Annotated in this window: 15 protein-coding genes; 5 read left to right on the top strand and 10 right to left on the bottom strand. The window is 44.7% G+C overall.

The window, feature by feature from the left end; translation table 11 throughout:
- The first annotated feature begins 22 nt into the window (after positions 1-22).
- The 3 genes from tilS to ACINWC323_RS14345 are packed head-to-tail and all read left to right on the top strand — an operon-like array spanning position 23 to position 2,717.
- Complete coding sequence (tilS, locus tag ACINWC323_RS14335) at positions 23-1,276, top strand: tRNA lysidine(34) synthetase TilS (protein WP_009509802.1); 1,254 nt, start codon at positions 23-25, stop codon at positions 1,274-1,276.
- A gap of 15 nt (positions 1,277-1,291) precedes the next feature.
- Complete coding sequence (gene proC, locus ACINWC323_RS14340; protein ID WP_009509876.1) at positions 1,292-2,131, top strand: pyrroline-5-carboxylate reductase; 840 nt, start codon at positions 1,292-1,294, stop codon at positions 2,129-2,131.
- Positions 2,132-2,147: 16 nt separating this feature from the next.
- Positions 2,148-2,717 carry a YggT family protein gene (locus tag ACINWC323_RS14345; protein ID WP_005228797.1) on the top strand — a complete coding sequence of 190 codons (570 nt, stop codon included), beginning with the start codon at positions 2,148-2,150 and terminating at the stop codon, positions 2,715-2,717.
- 42 nt (positions 2,718-2,759) lie between these two features.
- Here ACINWC323_RS14345 and ACINWC323_RS14350 read toward each other — a convergent pair whose 3' ends face one another.
- Together ACINWC323_RS14350 and polA are read right to left on the bottom strand one after the other, a co-directional pair.
- Positions 2,760-3,887: an acyltransferase family protein gene (locus ACINWC323_RS14350; RefSeq protein ID WP_009509860.1), complete on the bottom strand. Its 1,128-nt coding sequence runs from the start codon at positions 3,885-3,887 to the stop codon at positions 2,760-2,762.
- Positions 3,888-4,013: 126 nt separating this feature from the next.
- Positions 4,014-6,779 carry a DNA polymerase I gene (gene polA / locus ACINWC323_RS14355; RefSeq protein WP_009509836.1) on the bottom strand — a complete coding sequence of 922 codons (2,766 nt, stop codon included), beginning with the start codon at positions 6,777-6,779 and terminating at the stop codon, positions 4,014-4,016.
- A gap of 188 nt (positions 6,780-6,967) precedes the next feature.
- On the opposite strand from polA, the gene ACINWC323_RS14360 reads away from it, so the two are divergent.
- Complete coding sequence (locus ACINWC323_RS14360) at positions 6,968-9,829, top strand: DUF2339 domain-containing protein (RefSeq protein WP_009509829.1); 2,862 nt, start codon at positions 6,968-6,970, stop codon at positions 9,827-9,829.
- Here ACINWC323_RS14360 and ACINWC323_RS14365 read toward each other — a convergent pair whose 3' ends face one another.
- Positions 9,830-10,747 (bottom strand): mechanosensitive ion channel family protein, encoded by a 918-nt coding sequence (locus ACINWC323_RS14365; RefSeq protein ID WP_004774742.1) that lies wholly within the window; start codon positions 10,745-10,747, stop codon positions 9,830-9,832.
- 9 nt (positions 10,748-10,756) lie between these two features.
- Entirely contained in the window at positions 10,757-11,578 is an 822-nt protein-coding gene (locus ACINWC323_RS14370) for a DUF432 domain-containing protein (protein WP_005228802.1), read from the bottom strand.
- A 93-nt stretch (positions 11,579-11,671) separates the two neighbouring features.
- Here ACINWC323_RS14370 and gspE point away from each other — a divergent pair, with 93 nt between their 5' ends.
- Positions 11,672-13,162 carry a type II secretion system ATPase GspE gene (gene gspE / locus ACINWC323_RS14375; RefSeq protein WP_009509812.1) on the top strand — a complete coding sequence of 497 codons (1,491 nt, stop codon included), beginning with the start codon at positions 11,672-11,674 and terminating at the stop codon, positions 13,160-13,162.
- A 62-nt stretch (positions 13,163-13,224) separates the two neighbouring features.
- On the opposite strand, the gene ACINWC323_RS14380 is transcribed toward gspE, so the two are convergent.
- The 6 genes from ACINWC323_RS14380 to ACINWC323_RS14405 form a co-directional block, all read right to left on the bottom strand.
- Positions 13,225-13,659 (bottom strand): organic hydroperoxide resistance protein, encoded by a 435-nt coding sequence (locus ACINWC323_RS14380; RefSeq protein WP_005228806.1) that lies wholly within the window; start codon positions 13,657-13,659, stop codon positions 13,225-13,227.
- A gap of 298 nt (positions 13,660-13,957) precedes the next feature.
- Positions 13,958-14,320 (bottom strand): DUF4951 domain-containing protein, encoded by a 363-nt coding sequence (locus ACINWC323_RS14385; protein WP_005228808.1) that lies wholly within the window; start codon positions 14,318-14,320, stop codon positions 13,958-13,960.
- A gap of 210 nt (positions 14,321-14,530) precedes the next feature.
- Positions 14,531-15,355 (bottom strand): carbon-nitrogen hydrolase family protein, encoded by an 825-nt coding sequence (locus tag ACINWC323_RS14390; RefSeq protein WP_009509791.1) that lies wholly within the window; start codon positions 15,353-15,355, stop codon positions 14,531-14,533.
- 28 nt (positions 15,356-15,383) lie between these two features.
- Positions 15,384-15,905: an anti-anti-sigma factor GigB gene (gigB, locus tag ACINWC323_RS14395; RefSeq protein ID WP_004774748.1), complete on the bottom strand. Its 522-nt coding sequence runs from the start codon at positions 15,903-15,905 to the stop codon at positions 15,384-15,386.
- A gap of 102 nt (positions 15,906-16,007) precedes the next feature.
- Positions 16,008-16,976 (bottom strand): RsbU family protein phosphatase GigA, encoded by a 969-nt coding sequence (gene gigA / locus ACINWC323_RS14400; RefSeq protein ID WP_005228813.1) that lies wholly within the window; start codon positions 16,974-16,976, stop codon positions 16,008-16,010.
- Positions 16,977-17,107: 131 nt separating this feature from the next.
- The gene (locus tag ACINWC323_RS14405) at positions 17,108-17,995 is read right to left on the bottom strand and encodes an MlaA family lipoprotein (protein ID WP_009509815.1); all 888 of its coding nucleotides are present in this window, start codon (positions 17,993-17,995) and stop codon (positions 17,108-17,110) included.
- Positions 17,996-18,610: the final 615 nt, after the last annotated feature.

The following is an 18,610-nucleotide window of genomic DNA, read 5'->3' as shown; positions in this document are numbered from 1 at the left end:
CCTGATCGGGTGTAGCGGCGGCATGGATTCCATGCTGTTGCTGTATCTGATGGCTGAACTTTTCCCAAATCGAATTCGCGCCATTTATGTCGATCACCAGCTGCAAAGGTTAAGTGCTGGCTGGGGAATGTTCGTCCAGCAACAAGCTGAAGCACTTAATATTCCCTCTATTCTGCAAAAAGTCACGGTTGAAACTGGCAATCTCGAGCAGCAGGCTCGACAGGCCCGTTATCAAGCTTATCAGCAGCACTTACAGACCAACGAAATTCTTGTTTTAGCTCATCATCAGCAAGATCAGGCTGAAACGTTCTTGTTGCGTCTATTTTCTGGGGCAGGAGTCACTGGACTGGCTGCCATGCAACAGCTTGATATCCGTCAGGATATGACCATCTGGCGACCCTTTTTAGATCTGGGTCGGGAACAGATTGAGCAGTGGGCACAACAACTGGCCTTGGACTATGTTACTGATCCCACCAATCACGATACCTATTATGATCGGGCATGGTGTCGGGAACAATTATGGCCGATGCTCGAACAGCGTTTCCCTAAAATGCAGTCGGCTGTGGCACGCAGTAGTTATCTGATGCAAGATGCAGCGGAAATCCTCAATGATGTGTTGCAACAAGACTGGCAAGATTGCGCAACGGATCGTGAACTGGATTTAACCCAACTGGCTCAGCTCTCAACTGCGCGGCAACGGCAGCTTTTATCTGCCTGGATTAAAGGCACAGATCAATATCGTCCAAGTTACGCTATGGTACAGCGCCTGCAAAATGAGGTCATTCTGGCCAAAGCGGATGCGCAGGCAAGCTTGCATATTCACCCGTATTATTATGTGCGCTATCAGAAAAAATTATATCGTTTAAGCCATGATGAGCTGTATGCACAACAGCAGAAGTCGGTTGCCAATGTCGTACTACAACACTATGCAATTGGGCAAACTGTCGAGGTCGCGGCAGGGCAATTTAAAATCCAATCGCAGGCAATAGGGCTTTCTGCACAGCTGTTAGGGCGGGAGTTGAGCTTACTTAAACGTCAGGGTGGAGAAAAAATCCATCTGTATGGCCGTGTTGGACATTGGCCTCTGAAAAAAGCCATTCAGGAAGCACAGATTTTGCCTTGGTTACGTCATACAATTCAAATATTAGTCGTGGATAATGTTATGCTTGGGGTTTTTAGCCCAAAAGGTTTTTGGTTGGCGCAATCTGAGTATGTAGAGCAAGGTGGTTGGCAACCAAGTTTAATTTCTGACTGTAGTTTTCAGCAGTCTTTTTGATATGACGAGTAGGACATGGCGACAGCATTGAATAAAAATATTTGTTTTATTGGCGGCGGTAATATGGCCCAGGCCTTGATTGGTGGCTTACTTTCTCGTGGATTACCGACCACACGCATTACCGTTTCTGATCCTGTAGAGCAAATTCGTCACGTATTAGAAGAAAAAGGAATTCAGACTACGACTGAGAATGTTGACGCAATCAAGCATGCCGATGTCGTGGTGTTGGCGGTAAAGCCGCAAGTACTGACAACGGTATTACAACCATTAAAGGGCCTATTGTCAGATAAACTGGTAATCTCGATTATTGCAGGGGCTGAAATTCAGACCATTTCAGATTTGATTGGTGGCAGTCAGCGTATTGTCCGTGTTATGCCGAATACGCCAGCGCTGGTGCAGACGGGTGCCCATGGGATTTATGCGCCTGCAGCAGTTGATGCCCAAGACCGTGAATTGACCAGTCAGATTCTTGCAGCGACAGGTTTGACCCTCTGGGTAGAAAATGAAGCACAGATTGATGCAGTAACTGCAGTATCGGGTTCTGGTCCTGCCTATTTCTTCTATTTGATGGAAAGTATGATTCGCGCTGGTAAAAACCTGGGGCTGGATGAAAAGGTTGCAACCGCATTAACCTTACAAACAGCATTAGGTGCGGCGCAAATGGCAATTACCAGTTCAAATTCTCCCGCAGAATTACGTAAAAATGTGACCTCTCCCAACGGCACAACCCAAGCAGCTTTAGAGGTGTTTGACCGTGCCCAGATTTCACAAAATATTCAAGCAGCGCTTGCAGCAGCTCAAAAGCGTAGCCAAGAGCTTGCGCAAGAGCTGAGTGACAAGACTAAATCGGTTTAAGTAGGATAAGACAATTATGGGTGCAAGTTCTGCGCTAATTTTTGGTGTTTTGATCAATGTTGCAATTTTATTGGTCTTTTTCCGTTTTTTAATGCAATTGGCGGCAGTGAGTCCATACAATCCGGTGGTGCTTTCGACAGTGAAAGCAACCAAGATTGTAGATATTTTTAGTCGTATTTTTCCAACAGTAGGTAAAGGTCGTGTCAATTTAGCGGCAGTAGCGTTGTTGCTGGTGCTGTATTTACTGAAAATGTTCGGCCTGATGTATTTATCAGGGCAGATGCCACACAGCGCCGTGTATCTGGTGGTGACCACCTTTGTGACCATGATTCAGGACTTGATCCGTTTCTGTCGTTATTTGATTTTTGCCACCATTATTTTAAGTTGGGTGGTGATGTTTACCCAGTCACGCTCGCCGTATATCGAAGTGATTCAGGAGCTGGCTGAGCCTTTACTTGCACCTTTCCGTCGTATCATGCCGAATATGGGGATGATTGATCTTTCACCAATTCTGGCATTTCTGGCACTGTATGTGGCTGAGATCCTGATGAATGAAGCGGCTAAAGTCCTGTTAACGGGCCTTTAAGCGAGTTTGATTCAATAAAAAATGGGCATCATGCCCATTTTTTTATTTCTTGATCAAGCGTTGTCGTATGGCCCGGTTTAAGGGATTGGAAAAGTAGCGTGCAATCAAAGCACCTAATCCAATGGCGAGGATAAGATAGAGCAATAATAACACCAGTTTAATATTACCCTCGGTCAGTGCTGGTGTATAAAACAGTTTAAAAAAACCTAAAATAATCAGATGGAATAAATAAATTTCATAACTGTTCTTACCAATCTCTTGCAGCCACTTCAAACGCTGGACCTGTATAACCTGCTCATTTGCGACATTCGCAAGAATGACGATTGCTGTTGCCAGTGCAAATAGACTGATTCCCCAAACACAGTTTTGTTTAATCGGGGCAGAAAAGTAGATGATAAGCATGGTCGCAATCGCCATATATTTCAGGACTAACCAGTTTTTAGCTTGCAGTTTGAGTTGTGGTGCCAGCAGCGCAGCCACACAGCCAAAGGCAATCCCGTCGAAACTAGAGAAGTAATGATAGAGGTACGCGCCACTTTCTTCACCATAGTGCAAAGATCTAAAATAGGGTGCAAATAGAATTAAGGCGAAACATGCCAATAGAAAGTAGGGTTTTCTCTTAAACAGCAGCGCGGTCAGCGGAAACAGCAAATAAAAGACTTCTTCCACAGATAATGACCATAACACGCCAAGCGCATAGTTGACCCAGCCATTTTCGATAATCAGCAGATTCATCCAGAAGGTCAGTGCTGCCAGATTGACGGTGGATTGAGCCACCACGATGCCATTTGGGGCTTGCGTCATAAAAGGCTTGAGCTCAAATGCACCGAGAAGATTGACCACACAAATCAGCAGAATCAGGGTCGGCATGATGCGTGCAAATCGTGATATATAAAAGTCGCGGGTGTTGATCTGCTGCAATGCTCCCCAACGCTTGATGGTATGGGAGGTAATGAGATAGCCGGAGATCACGAAAAACATGGTGACGCCATAGTTACCATTGCGGGCTAAAAGCGTGGTGATGTTTTCGCCAAAAAACTGAAAGTTAATGGAAGTATCAAATAGTTTGTAAGGAATATTGAAGTGATGCAGTAACACCAGAAAGATTGAAATACAGCGTAATGAATCAATAGAGTGAAAACGTTTGAATTGGACTTGATTAAAGGACATGTTGCATTCCTTTCTCCTATACGAATTAATTGTTATCGGCTATTCTTTATTATTGTGTTCTTGTAGCGCAGGGGAGTTTATCCCCTGTCTGCAAGAAACATTTTGTTTTTGTGCAATCAGGCTAGCTTAATGCGCAGCATCCCAGTTTAGACCCTGTCCGACTTCCACCACAAATGGCACCGAAATCTCTAGTACTGATTGCATCACTTCCGCAATTTGTTTGGAAAGCTCATCGGCGATTGCCACATCTGCTTCAAATACAAGTTCATCGTGGACCTGTAATAACAGCTTGGCTTGATCTTTCGGCAGCATTTTATCGACGGCGATCATGGCCAGCTTAATAATATCTGCCGCACTGCCTTGTAACGGGGCATTGATTGCTGCACGTTCAGCCGCCTGTTTGATCATCTTGTTGCTTGCCATAATGTCAGGCGTATACAAACGTCGACCTAAAATGGTTTCCACAAAGCCTTGCTCACGTGCGATCTGGCGGGTACGTTCCATATAATCCAGTACCCCTGGGTAGCGTTGGAAGTAACGCGCGATATAGCTACGCGATTCTTCACGGCTAAAGCCAAGCTGACGGGTTAAACCGAATTCAGACATCCCATAGAGCAGACCGAAGTTGACCGCTTTGGCCTGACGACGTTGGTCATTGGTGACATCTTCAATATCAATACCTAGTACTTCGGAAGCGGTACGGCGGTGTACGTCCTGACCTTGCTGGAAAGCATGCACCAACGCATCATCTTGCGAGAAATGCGCCATCAAACGTAATTCAATTTGCGAATAATCGGCAGCGAGTAACACGCGACCTTCAGGTGCAATAAAGGCTTTACGGATCTGACGGCCAATCGGAGTACGGATTGGAATGTTTTGCAGGTTTGGATCGGTTGAAGACAAACGACCTGTCGCGGTTAAAGCTTGGTGATAGCTGGTATGCACACGGTGGGTTGCATCATTTGACTGCACAATCAGGCGATCGGTATAGGTATTTTTCAGTTTCGCCAAACCGCGATGCTCTAAAATCACTTCAGCCAATGGATGCTCAATTTTCTCAAGAATACTTTCACTGGTGCTGTATTGACCGGTTGCCGTCTTCTTGCCACCTTTAAGCCCAAGCTTTTCAAACAGCACTTCACCAACCTGTTTCGGTGATGCGACATTAAACGCTTCACCTGCCAGCTCGGCTGCCTGCGCTTCAAGGGTCTGAATAGTTTCTGAAAACTCTACGCTGAGCTGATCAAGGAAAGCATGATCCAGTTTAATCCCATCTTCTTCCATGCCGGTAAGCACGCGCGCAACAGGCATTTCAATATTGTGCAGGATATTCACCAGTTCCGGATGCGCTTTCAGTTTTGCTGCAAGCACTTCGTATAAGCGATAGGTAACATGCGCATCTTCAGCGGCATAATGCGCTGCCACTTCAAGCTCAATCTGGTTAAAGGTTTTCTGTTTAGCACCTTTACCTGCGATCTGCTCAAAAGTCGTAGTCAAATGACTGAGATAAAGACGTGCAACATCATCCATGCCATGTCTGGTTGCTGCCGCATTCAATACATAAGACGCCAGCATGGTATCGAAATACCAGCCTTGAATGGTAATACCGTGATTGGCAAAGATGTGGGCATCATATTTTAGATGATGACCAATTTTTTTAACCTGTTCATTTTCAAGAATCGGTTTGATCTGGGCCAGAAGCTGTTCACGATTCAGTTGTTCCGGTGCACCTTCATAATCATGGGCAACCGGAACATAGTATGCATCATTGGCATCAAAGGCGACCGAGAACCCGACCAGCTCAGCAAAGCGGTAGTCCAGATTGGTAGTTTCAGTATCAATCGCAAAATGATCTGCTTGCTGCATACGTTGCAATAATGCATCCCAATCCTGCTGGCTTAGCACGGTATGGTAGGTCGCTGTACCCAGTTGATCATCCTGACTCGACAGACTAGCATGATCTTCAATCACCACCTGCTTAGTTTTTTGTTCTGCTTTGGCAATGCTTTGTGCGGCCTGTTGATAAGCAGGGCTATTCGGGTTGTTGGGATGATCCAGCGACTGTAACTGGTTACGGAATTCAAGCTCGGTATACAGGTGACGTAACTGATCTACATTTGGATTGGTGAGTTTCAGGTCATGCCAGTCTAAAGCCAGATCAAGATCACACACAATACTTGCCAATTGATGGTCAATTTTGATGTTGTCTAGATTATCTTTAATGTTCTGGCTGATTTTGCCTTTCAATTGATCGGCATTGGCAATGATATTACTTAATGTGCCGTATTCATTTAACAACTTGGCCGCTGTTTTGGCACCTACACCCGGCACACCCATGATGCCGTCAGACGCATCGCCCATCAGAGTCAGGTAATCGATGATCTGGTTGGGATGGACCCCAAATTTTTCAAAAACACCCGCTTCATCTAAAACACGTTCTTTGAAGCTATCTTCCAGTTTGACGTGTTCATTGACCAGCTGCGCCATGTCCTTGTCACCAGTCGAAATCAGGACATGGTGACCTTCCGAAAGCGCACGTTTGGTAAGGGTACCAATGATATCATCCGCTTCCGCCCCTGGAAGACTATACAACGGAATACCCTGTGCTCTGATCAATGCATGTAGATAAGGAATTTGCTGAGACAACTCCTCAGGCATGCTTGGGCGATCACCTTTATAGATCGGTGATAACTTATGACGGAAAGTCGGTTCCGGCGTATCGAAAATCACCGCCATGTGAGTCGGCTGGGTACGACGCATCAATTTCTGGATTGCTGAAATTGCACCACGTATTGCATTGGTATGTAAGCCAGTAGACGTCGTTAATGGCGGTAAAGCGTGAAAAGCACGAAATAAGAAATAAGACCCGTCAACCAAGACAAAAGGTGGCATTGCGCAAATCCTAATTATAAATTAGTCGGTATTTTACGTGAAAAAGCGGTGGCTGTCTTATCTGAACGCGGATGAGTACGGCTGGATTTGTCGTTTAAGATTTGCAGTATTTTGTATGTGAAAATACCTGCTTATGCAGTGATCAAGTAAGATACCTGCAATGAAGCTGTCATAATTGATATAAGTCTATGTATAAAAAAGACAAACAGGGAATAGTCGTTGTCCTGATTGCTTTGACGGTGTTGCTTGCTTGTGCGGTTGCATTCAAATGGCATGCGACTGTTATTGCCGCGACAATCGGACTGACCGTTGTTATTGTGCACATTCTGTCTGAGATTCATCAGCGCTTGCTACAACTTGAACAAGCAAGCGGGAATGGTTTTGTGCCGGCTACAGGGATGGCTGTCCAGAAAATTGTGATTTATAGCGCAGCATTGGTGGCCCTGTTTGCCTATGCGAATACTTGGATGTGGCTGGCGGGCGGGGCTTTATTGGTGTTGTTGTTGTGCCTGATCCAAACCATCAGTGCATTCCAGACCCGTTTATTGCATCTGGAACAGCATGCGATTCAACACCATCAGATTCAGGTCGAGCTCGCCGCTCAAGCCCAGTCAACTCCGCTGGACCAGCAGCTTGAACACACAACTACAGCTTCTTCTAATCCTATTGACCCCGTGCAGCATCCGGTATGGATGCAGCAAACAATTGAATCCGTTGCAGCACCAGTTGGGCAGAACTCGACGCCAGTGGCTCAAGCCACTAAGCCGAATACACCAGGTTGGTGGCAGCCCGCACTGGACTGGATGATACACGGCAATCCGATTCTGCGTGTCGCTGTCGCGGTACTCATGGTCGGTGTGGTTTTACTGTTACGTTTTGCCAGTGAACATTGGCAACTCAGTCTGGGTGTAAAACTGGGCTTTATTGCCAGTGCCGGTATCGCGACGACTGTGGCGGGGTATTGGCTGCAACAGAAAAATCAGCTCTTTGCCGTCGCGTTGCAAGGCGTAGGGCTGGCAGTAGTGTTCCTGACCTTGATTTTCTCTCATCATTTTGCCGTAATCGCCAGCTTAACGACGGCCAGTATTTTATTTGTGATTTTATTATCGGCTACGGTTTATCTGAGTTTAAAGCAACACGCCCTGTATTTGGCCATGTTGGCCTTGACCATGGCTTATCTTGCACCGTTGGTGATTCCACAAAATCATCCGGATGTGATTTTTCTGTTTGGCTATTACTTTGTCATTAACTTGGCGGTGGCAGCGCTAAACTTTATTCAACCCTGGAAAATCCTGCATCAGATTGCGTTCTTTGCCACCATGTTTATTGGTGGTTCTAGCATCGGGGTATATGCCAAGACGTCGCAGTTCGATACTTTGGATGTGATCCTGTGGTTGCATATCGCTTTATTTATCTGGCTGAGTATCCGTTATAGCCAGTTAATGCTACGCGCTCAAAACCAGCAACCAACCGATCAGTCATCTGAGCGCTTACAGCCGATTCTGGATGTCGGCCTGATCTTTAGTGTGCCTGTGCTGGGCTTTTCCTTGCATGCTTATTTAATGCATAACTCGACCTCAGCACTGACGTGGGGAGCCGTTGCACTTGCCGCGACTTATATTGCCTTAAATCTCTGGATTAAACGTCAGTATCCGCAACTTTCAATTTTAGCCAAAAGCTTTTTTATCCTTGCGGTGGTATTCGTTGCATTAATTTTCCCGCTGGCCAAAGGGGCGCACTGGACCTCAACCGGTTGGGTGATTCAGGGAACAGCATTAATTGTTTGGGGTGTCACTGAGCGATACCGTTTAAGTCGTTATGTGGGCGTCGCACTGGTCTTGCTCAGTTCGGTAGCACTGCTGTTTCAGGTCTGGTCAAATGATCATTTCCCAATTTTAAGCACCGCGATTTTTGCATTAGCGCAATTTATTTCGGCTTTTTACTTGTTGCATTATCAGGAAGTCGAAAAATATTTCAGTGCGCGCATGCTCAGCGGCGTGTTTTTAGCACTGGGTTTATATTCTGGAGCGATTGCTGCGGTTGAATTGATGCAATGGCAACAACATGGGCTGAGTCCATATCTCGCGGTCGCAGCTATCTTGTTGGCTTTGTTTAGTCTGGCCGTACAGCTTAAATCTCGATTGCAATGGGGCAGTGTACAGCTCATCTTGTTGGCTGGCTTATTAGCATTGCTCTACGTGGAAAGTTTTGCTCAAAATGTGTATTCGGTTTGGCATTGGTCGAGTAGCTTAAACCGGCTCAGCTTTGCTGTAGCGTCGATTGCCATGACCTTGATTCTGATGTTTTTGAGTGATAACAGATCTAAAGCATCGTTCATGCTGTGGTCGGCTTTGCTCTGGCTTAGTCTCGCCAGTATTGGATTGGCTATTTTTCCAATCATGCCGCTTGTTGCGCTTGCGATTGTCCCTGCGATTTACAGTATCTGGCGATTTATATCGAAGAACACCCAATTGCTGCATCAGGTTCCGATCTGGTGCTTAACCCTGTTCTGGTTGGTATTGGTCAGTCTGGACCCTTATTCTGCGCAGCAATATTATGTACTACCGCTATTTAACCTGACCGATATTCTGTCTGTATTGATGTTCTTTGGTCTGATCTGGATGATTTATCATCATGACTTTAGTGCAGAGCGTTCGATAGAATGGGGCTTTAAAGTCACCACGATTTTGATTGGGCTATTGGTACTGAGTAGTGTGGTGGTACGTGCCATGCATCATTATCTAGGAACACCATTCTGGGGCACAGCCATCTGGTCGAATGGTGATGTACAACTGAGTTTGACATTGCTATGGGTTATTTTAGCCTTCGTTCTCATGACTTTTTCCAGTCGCCGCCACATCCGACAAATCTGGTTTGTCGGTGCGGCTTTATTGGGCATTGTAGTCATGAAACTGTTGTTATTGGACTTATCGCAAAGTGGCACTTTAACCCGCGTGATTTCGTTTATCGGTTCTGGTGCGGTAATGCTGGTGATTGCTTATTTGGCACCCTTGCCACCTGCGCTAAGTGAAACAGAGAAAGAAAGCTAATTATCTTTCTTTCTCGTCTTTTTTCAGTTCTTTCTGATTGGCATATTGATCGATTTCATCATTTTCTAAAGGGAGTGGTCGATCAATCAGGCCCATTTTCGGCACAGGAATCTCGATTTCATTTTCCAGGAAGCCATTACGAATCCGCTCCTGCATTTCATCGCGGACTTTGAGTGAGTTTTCCTGACGGCACCACACTGCAAATAACAACTCAATGGAAGACTCCCTGAACGCCGTTACCGTCACTGTTGCTTTCGGGTCATCCATCACCAGTGGATATTTCGCTGCAACATCTAATAAGACTTGGCGAACCTTGATGATATCTTCATGGAAGTTAATCGCCAGCGTAATCGGGATCCGCCGTATCGGATATTTGGATAAGTTCATCACCGGTGTTCGAATCAGCTGTTCGTTCGGCAAGCGAATATAAACATTGTCCAGTGTGAGCAGTTTAACCGAGAGTAGGTCAATCGAAATCACTTCACCTTCAATGGTTTGCCCCCGAATCAAGGTAATCTGAATGGTATCGCCGACTTCAAAGGAACCTTCGCCAATCAGGAACAAACCGCTGATCAAGTTGGTTGCTGAAGTCTGAGAAGCGAAACCCAAAGCGACCGTCAGGATCCCTGCTGCACCGAGAAAGACACTCAGTTTAAAACCTGCTTCCCTTAAACTGGTCATGATGAACAGCAAGAAAATAAAGTAAAAAATACCTCGACGCCATAATAAGCGTTGATGGGCATTAAAACGGCTGCCAATGGTGCGGATAAAGGCATTGGACACCAGTCGCGCAATCAGGAAACCGATAAAACATAAAATAATGGCGACCACGATTTCGCTGAGACGCTCAAAATTAATGTTGGTAAAAACACTGGTCAGGCTGCCAGCAACATCTTTTGGAATATTTGAATTCGGCATGGCAACCCCTTAGAAAAATGAATCAAACATATTGAATAAGGTGCTACCTGGGGCTCGAGGGGGATGTACATAGGTGACTTCACCAGCCTGAGTCGGGGTTTTGTTCTCAATGCGAATACGTGCCGGATGATCGGTTCCTTCGTAATAGACCTTGATTTGCGAGGTCCATAAGCGTCCTGTACTTTCACTATAAAATAATGGCAGGGCAGGCACCGGTACATTCATACGGTCAAAACGCAATTGATGATGACTGGTATTGTGAAACTCAATTGGCGTGACTGCTCGGAAAGCCCGTGGTTTTAGCAGATTCAAATCGATACGCCCGTCGACTGAGGTGGCGTAGCAAATCTCGCCATTTTGCGGGTCTTTACCAAACCAGGTGTCTTTCGGTTGAATGACTGGAATATCAAAAAGCGGTTCAGAAAGACCATCTACCAGACCAGCGATCCACAACGGTGTACTGATATATAAGGTTCCGCGCTGTCCCGCTGGAATATAAATCGGATCTACAGGACGAATCACCACCGAACGATCAGCTAGCCGTGGCATTAAATGAAAGGTGCTATTGGTTTTATGAAACATGTAGCGTTCAATTTTTGCAGGGGGTGGCATGGCAAATTCGATATCGTTCAATATCCGCCATTGTTGCTCATAGTCATGCTGAAACTGAGGGCGATGATATTCCAGCCGCCATTCTTTGATGCCGCGGGTCAGACGAAAGAGCAATGAACCGAATTGCCAAGCTTTGGCCTGTTGAAGTTCGAATTGTTGTTCGCCCCACCATTTCAATGTATTGGAAGGCGGCGCTTCAAATTGATTATTTTGAGACAAGATGCAAAATTCCTTTGTGAGTATGCTAAACAGACTTCACGCTGTAATCTGCTTAGAGTACACTCAATACTTTCTCTTATCATTATTTGTGTGATGCAAATACTTAAACAAATACAAATTCCTTATAGTTTTGCGAAGCGACATGGCGTTTTATTGCGCTATGAAGGTGATCAAATTTTTATTGTACGACGCAAGAACACTGCGCGTATTGCGTTGCAGGAAGCGCGTCGCATTTTGGGGAAATCTGCTCACGATCAATTGTGTAGTGATCAGGAATTTCATGCCTTACTCAGTTCCAGCTATGCGGGGGATACTGGCGAGTCGCAACAGGTTGCAGCAGGGCTGGAAGATCATCCCGATTTATTGAGTCTGGCCGATCAGGTACCTGAAGCCGAAGATCTGATGGATCAGGAGGATGATGCGCCGATTGTGCGTTTAATCAATGCCTTATTATCAGAAGCGATTCGGGTTAGCGCCTCGGATATTCATATCGAAGCCTTCGAGAAAAAACTATCAGTACGATTACGTGTTGATGGCCAATTGCGTGAGATTGTTCAGCCACGTCGTGAGCTGGCACCACTGTTGGTCTCACGGATCAAGGTCATGGCAAAACTGGATATTGCCGAAAAGCGAGTCCCGCAAGATGGCCGTATTTCATTGCGTCTGGCTGGACGTGAAGTAGATGTCCGTGTTTCGACCTTACCTTCTTCACATGGTGAACGTGTGGTCATGCGTTTGCTGGACAAGCAGGCGGGGCGTCTCAACATGACCCATTTGGGCTTGATGAAAAATGACTACGAGCGCTTAACTCAACTGGTGCATCGTCCACATGGCATTATTCTGGTGACTGGCCCAACCGGTTCGGGTAAAACCACGACCTTGTATGCGGCATTGTCTGATCTGAATGATAATACCCGTAATATCCTGACTGCTGAAGATCCAATTGAATACCAACTGGAAGGCATTGGACAAACTCAGGTCAATACCAAAGTGGACATGACCTTTGCGCGTGCCTTGAAGGCGATGTTACGTCAGGACCCTGACGTGGTGATGGTCGGTGAGATTCGTGATCTGGAGACTGCTGAAATTGCAGTTCAAGCTTCGTTAACGGGTCACTTGGTACTGTCTACCCTGCATACCAATACCGCAATTGGGGCAGTAACGCGTTTAAAGGATATGGGAATCGAGCCATTCCTCTTGGCCAGTTCCTTAATTGGGGTGATTGCCCAACGTCTGGTGCGTACCTTATGTCCGCACTGTGTCACATGGCGAGCGGCAGATGCTTTTGAACGTCAGGTTTTCCAGCATCTTAAAGCCGATGAAGCTATGCAACTGCCTGAACCGAAGGGTTGCGAAAAGTGTTCACATGTAGGTTTTAGCGGTCGAACGGCTATTTATGAAATCGTGCCAGTCGATGAGTCGATGCGCCGTTTGATTCATGGCAATGCGGCTGAGTATGAACTGGAAAATCATGCACGCCGTCATGCAGCGTCCATCCGTGATGATGGTTTATTGAAAGTCCTAGCAGGTAAAACCACATTGGAAGAAGTACTTCGTGTCACCAATGAAGCTGCTGAAGAATAAATTTAGGCTTTGAAATAAAAACAGCATGCAGATCGCATGCTGTTTTGTTATGGTCGTTCAAATTATGCAGCAGTCACGATATTAAAATTCACATCAATATTGTTGCGGGTTGCATTTGAATACGGGCAAACAATGTGTGCGGCAGCAACCAGTTGTTCTGCTTCCGCTTGTTCCATACCGATCAGATACACATTTAAAGTAACTTCGATCCCAAAACCTGTTGGAATGGGGCCAATACCGACCTCACCTTCTACATAGGCATCTTTGCTGATATTGAATTTATCACGGTTGGCAACAAACTTCATTGCTCCCAGGAAACAGGCTGAATAGCCGGCAGCAAACAGTTGCTCCGGATTGGTGACTTCGCCGCCCGCACCGCCCATTTCTTTAGGTACACCGAGTTTTACATCTAAGACACCGTCAGAAGAGGTTGCACGGCCATCTCGACCACCAGTTGCTTTTGCTTTCGCACGATAAACCACTTTTTCTAATGACATGATAATGATCCCTGAATATTATTGAATGCAATTTGATCGTACTGATTCTGAAGCAAAATACAAGTCAGTAAACGTTGCCGATCTTGCCCTCTTTGGTTGTTATACGTGTAGGGTAAATGCCGGTTTGTTGTCATTGCCATGGTTGTTAGATGTGGGGAGTCCGGTTGTTGCTCGTTTAGTTTGAATAGGAGTGTACATAGGGCGGGGCTGAACAATGGAAAATTTTATCGATTATAAAAAACAAAAGGCATAAGTAATCAAACTTATGCCAAGGCTAGAATCTTGTTCTGTTAGTGAATTACCACAGATCGGCAATTTTTTTCATCAGACGGGCACGATAACGTGCTGTCGGGTTGCTAAGATTATTTTGTGCTTCAAGTTCAAAATGTTGCTGCCAGGCCTTGATCATTTCCAGCGTGGTACCTTTTTGTTTAATCACAGCAACATCTTCACGTTGAATATTATCCAGACGTTGACGGGCACCTTCTGGACCTGTTCCCCAGCCAATAATCCATTGACCAAACGCATTTAAGGATAAATTCTGCGGGGTAGACAAGATCGTTGCTGAAGTTGCCGATTCCTCGATATTTGCATCAACTGTCATTGCATGAAGTGATGCAGTGGTCCCCAAAAAAAACAAAGCAGCGATAAATCTAAACATGAATAAAGCTTAATAAGAATCAGTTGATGATGTTACATCATGCCTATCCCAAAATCATTCGACTTTGTTCGATCATGATCAAATAAATTGTATTAAATCATGAATCTAGAAAAGCTACATTGATAAAAATTGAACAATACGGTCAGCACATGTGCTGTTGCCGTTATTTTGTGCAAAACCGACATTGAAAATCTTGCGATTATGGCATTTTTAATAATTAATTAATTTGCGATGTTGCATCAGTGGCATAGAAGCACGTATAGCATCTTGTTCTTCAAGATCAAATGCACTGGTGATGAGACCATGACCTTCAGTCTCGATCATCTGAAGCAGCTGGCCACGACTATTGGTAATCCCGGCATGCCCCCAAGTTTGACGTTTGTCACCATGCCAGCCTTGCTGGGCAGCACCTAAAACATAACATTGGCTATCCATGGCCCGCGCTTGCAGTAGCAACTGCCAATGCATTTGACCCGTCGTATAGGTAAAGGCAGCAGGGGCGGTTAACATATTGGCGCCTTGCTGGCGCAGGGTTAAAGCCAGTTCCGGAAAACGTAAGTCATAGCAGACCATCAGGCCGATATTACCAAAAGGTGTTTTGGCAACGATGACCTGATCACCCGGTTCAAAGAATTTAGATTCCTGATATCCGCCCACCGCGTCACTGACTTGCACATCAAATAAATGAATTTTATCGTAGCGTGCTTCGGTGCCTTCAGGACTGATACATAAACTGACGGTTCGAACCCGGCCATCCTGAATGATTGAACCATCTGGACGGAAAGGACATGGGAGCGTGCCCGCAATAATCCAGATTTGATAGCGATGCGCCAGTTGCTCTAATCGTTGTTGGATACTCTCGAATTGCGCTGCGGTCTCACGCTGTTTACCCGCAGCAAAGCAGACGAAGTTTTCAGGAAAAACGATCAGTTCAGCTGCCTGAGCTTTACTCTGTTGAATTAATGATTCAATGACAACGAAATTGGCTTCGATATCATTTTGGGAGTTCATTTGTACAACAGAGAGTAAAGTCATATAGGCGCCGCGTTATCAGGTTTAATGATCAAGCGTTTTGTTTATGTGCATCGAGATTGAGGCAATCTTGTTCTTTTTGCAATTGTTTAACCAGAGGTTCAAACATATTCTGGTTATTTTCATTTAAACGCATCAGTGTTTTATGTGCATCAAGCACAGTATTGAGCATGGCACTATGAGTGACATGTTCATCGGTAAGCTCTAACGTACATACACTCGGATCGCCACAGTAATTTAAAATCACAAATACCTGACCTAGCCCCATGCTGTTGGCCAAGGTGGTAATATCCGGATTTGTTGACAGCATGACTGCTTGGATCTGATGAACTTGCTTTAGCTTTAAACCCAGTTTTGCCAGAATGCCTAAAACGGTACTGTCAATAAACGTGGTTTCAGTTAAGTCAACGATTGCACCAACAACATTTTGCTGTTGTTCAATTCGGTTGAGCAGTTTGTCTAGACTTATACAAGAGTGAGCACGCACTTCGCCAATAAGCTTGAAAATATGCGTTCCGTTCAAACTTGCATATTCAACATGACCTGTTGACATATAAATGCCATTTTCAGAGAAAGGATATAAAATTATCCCATAGTGATATTCCAGACACAAGTGGGTGGATGCCTGGATTTGGTTAAGTTAATGATATTTAAATTAATTCATTCGGCGAAGGCTGAGTATTGCAATGTCATCCGCGACATGGTCGGGTGCTTTAAAGGCATCATTTTGCAGGTGTTCGACCAGTTGATTAAACTGATCATTCAGGCCACCATCGAAAGGTTCAAGCGCACCATCTGAACACACAATGAACCGTGCCTGAGGGCTTAATACACAGCGATGCTCTTCAACTTCCAGTTCCTCGGTGAGCCCTAACGGAAAGCTACTGGTGGTTAAAATCTGTGGAGGCTGGTTCGGTTCAAAAATAATTGGAGGCGGGTAATGTCCTGCACTCGACCAACGCACTTCATGGGTCGCCAGATTTAAAATACCAGCCACCATGGTGATGTGCTTTTCAATATTTTCTTGCACCAACATGGCATTGAGTTTCTGAATTAATTGTCCTGGTGTTTTTGAGCGACCATGAAAGGCGGCCATCCACGAGGTTAATAAACTGCTGGTGACACCGTGTCCTGAAACATCTGCCAGATAGAACAGCACTTCTTCATCATTCAAACGCCAATAGTCATACCAGTCGCCCGACAAATAAGCCGAAGGCTGAAAGAAAGATTCAAACTGGTAGTTCGGCAGCTCAATCGGATTTGGCAACAAACGTTTTTGTAATTCGGCCGCCGAAGGCAAGTCACGGCTATCCTGATTACGTTTATATTGCGCGTCGATCTTGAATAAAGAATGGATTGGATTCTTGGGTAAGCTATCCCAAATCCAGCCCGCCAAGGCTCCCAGTTCCCATGCTTGCGCCAAAGCCGCACCTTCATGTTCAAAGGCAAGTACCACCGTCGGCAACTTCCATTGATACTTTAAAAAATCTTGTACGTCGGCAATCGCAATAATGGTTTGATCATACAAGTCCAGATCATCAACTCGAATGATCTGCAAACTTGGTAACTCGGTTAAAGCTTGATCTAGACAGGGTATGGCGCGTGTGGGTTGAATGAAATACATAGATGAATAGTCAATCCTTTGTATGATCATTTTTAATTCATCATAGATGAAAGATGACCTATAACTATAGTATTGCCAGAGTTTAAATTCCCTGACAATACATAAGTTTGTAAAACATTATTTTAATATGATCATTTTTCGTCAGAAGATGAGTCGTCAACATCATCTGCATCACCAACAAAAGAAACATCATCAGAGTCACCACGTTTCTCTGAAATCTGGAAAGCCTTACGCTGTAAATAGAAATCACGGATCATGGAATATTTATCACCTTTCAGGCTTTCTTCAATATCCAGAATTTGTGAACGTGCATCAACGGCTTGTAATACATTGGTAGACCAGTAAATCCCGTCTTGATCATCCAGTAAGTATTTTTGTGGACGTCCAAAACTGTCGGCTGCCAAGCCAAAACCATCACGGAAGGTACTTGGACCAAAGAAAGGCAACATCACATAAGGGCCAGAAGGGACACCGTAATAACCCAGCGTCACGCCAAAGCTTTCTTCTTCTGTGTCTAAGCCCAAACGACGCGCAGGATCAGCAAAACCTAAAGTGGTTAACGTATTTACCGTAAAACGACCTAAAGTTTTTGCTGCTCGGGTAGGGCGGCCTTGAATGAGCTGATTCACCGCATTCCATGGCTCACCCAGGTTTTTACGGAACTGACGATAAGGGCTACGCACAGGTTCAGGAACTTTAGCCACATATTGAATCGCAACTGGCTTTAACAAGTTACGGTCTAACATGTCATTAAATGCGTAAATCTGACGATTCAATGGCTGTAAAGGATCTTTCACTGCATCTGGTTGTGCAGCATTGGCATTTACTTTTAAATCATTCTTGGTGAGATGTTTTAAGTCTTTTATGGCTTGAATGGTGGAAACCTTTTGCTCAGGAGTAACCTGTGCTTGTGATGTCGCAGTTTGAGCGGCAGACTCAGTTGAAGTCTCTTGCGCAAATACTGATGAACACGCTCCAGCAGTTAACAACCCAAGCAAGATAAAATTCGAGTAATGCATATAAGTCCTTAATCGCTGTGAGAGCGAAATAATACAGTCATTAAAATGATTGCGTCACTTAACGCAAAACATAGATATCGAGAGTACAGTTTAATTGTTCTTATCGTATTAAAACAAATTCGGTCGAAAAATATAAGAAAAAATGTAATTTTGCTCTAAAAATATACACTCGATCAAATAAATCAAATAAAAATTGAAAAGGGTGTTGCATCGGTTCTGAAATGCTGTAGAATGCACATCCATCGGCGGTGATGCAGATAAAAACTTGTTGAGAAACAAGGATTTGGCTAAAATGGTTAGATTCTTGAGTTGGTTGATAAGTTTGCTAAATATCTAAATTACCTGTTGACTTTTAAGAAATTGAGAGTAATATAGCCGACCTAGCTTGATGATGACGAATCATCGAGAAGATCATTAAGAGAATAGAAGAACAACTTGTGTGGATTTTTACTGGTTGATCGATCGAAAATATTTCATTGATTAATTGGTTTAAATTTCTCGAAGTTTATTTGAGCAAATATTAAGTCAGTAATTGATGAGCCAAGATTTGTAGCCATAAGCTACTAATGATTTTAAACTGAAGAGTTTGATCATGGCTCAGATTGAACGCTGGCG

The sequence above is a fragment of the Acinetobacter sp. WC-323 genome (assembly GCF_000314615.1).
GTDB classification, from domain to species: domain Bacteria; phylum Pseudomonadota; class Gammaproteobacteria; order Pseudomonadales; family Moraxellaceae; genus Acinetobacter; species Acinetobacter courvalinii.
This window is presented reverse-complemented; position numbering and strand designations above follow the sequence as displayed.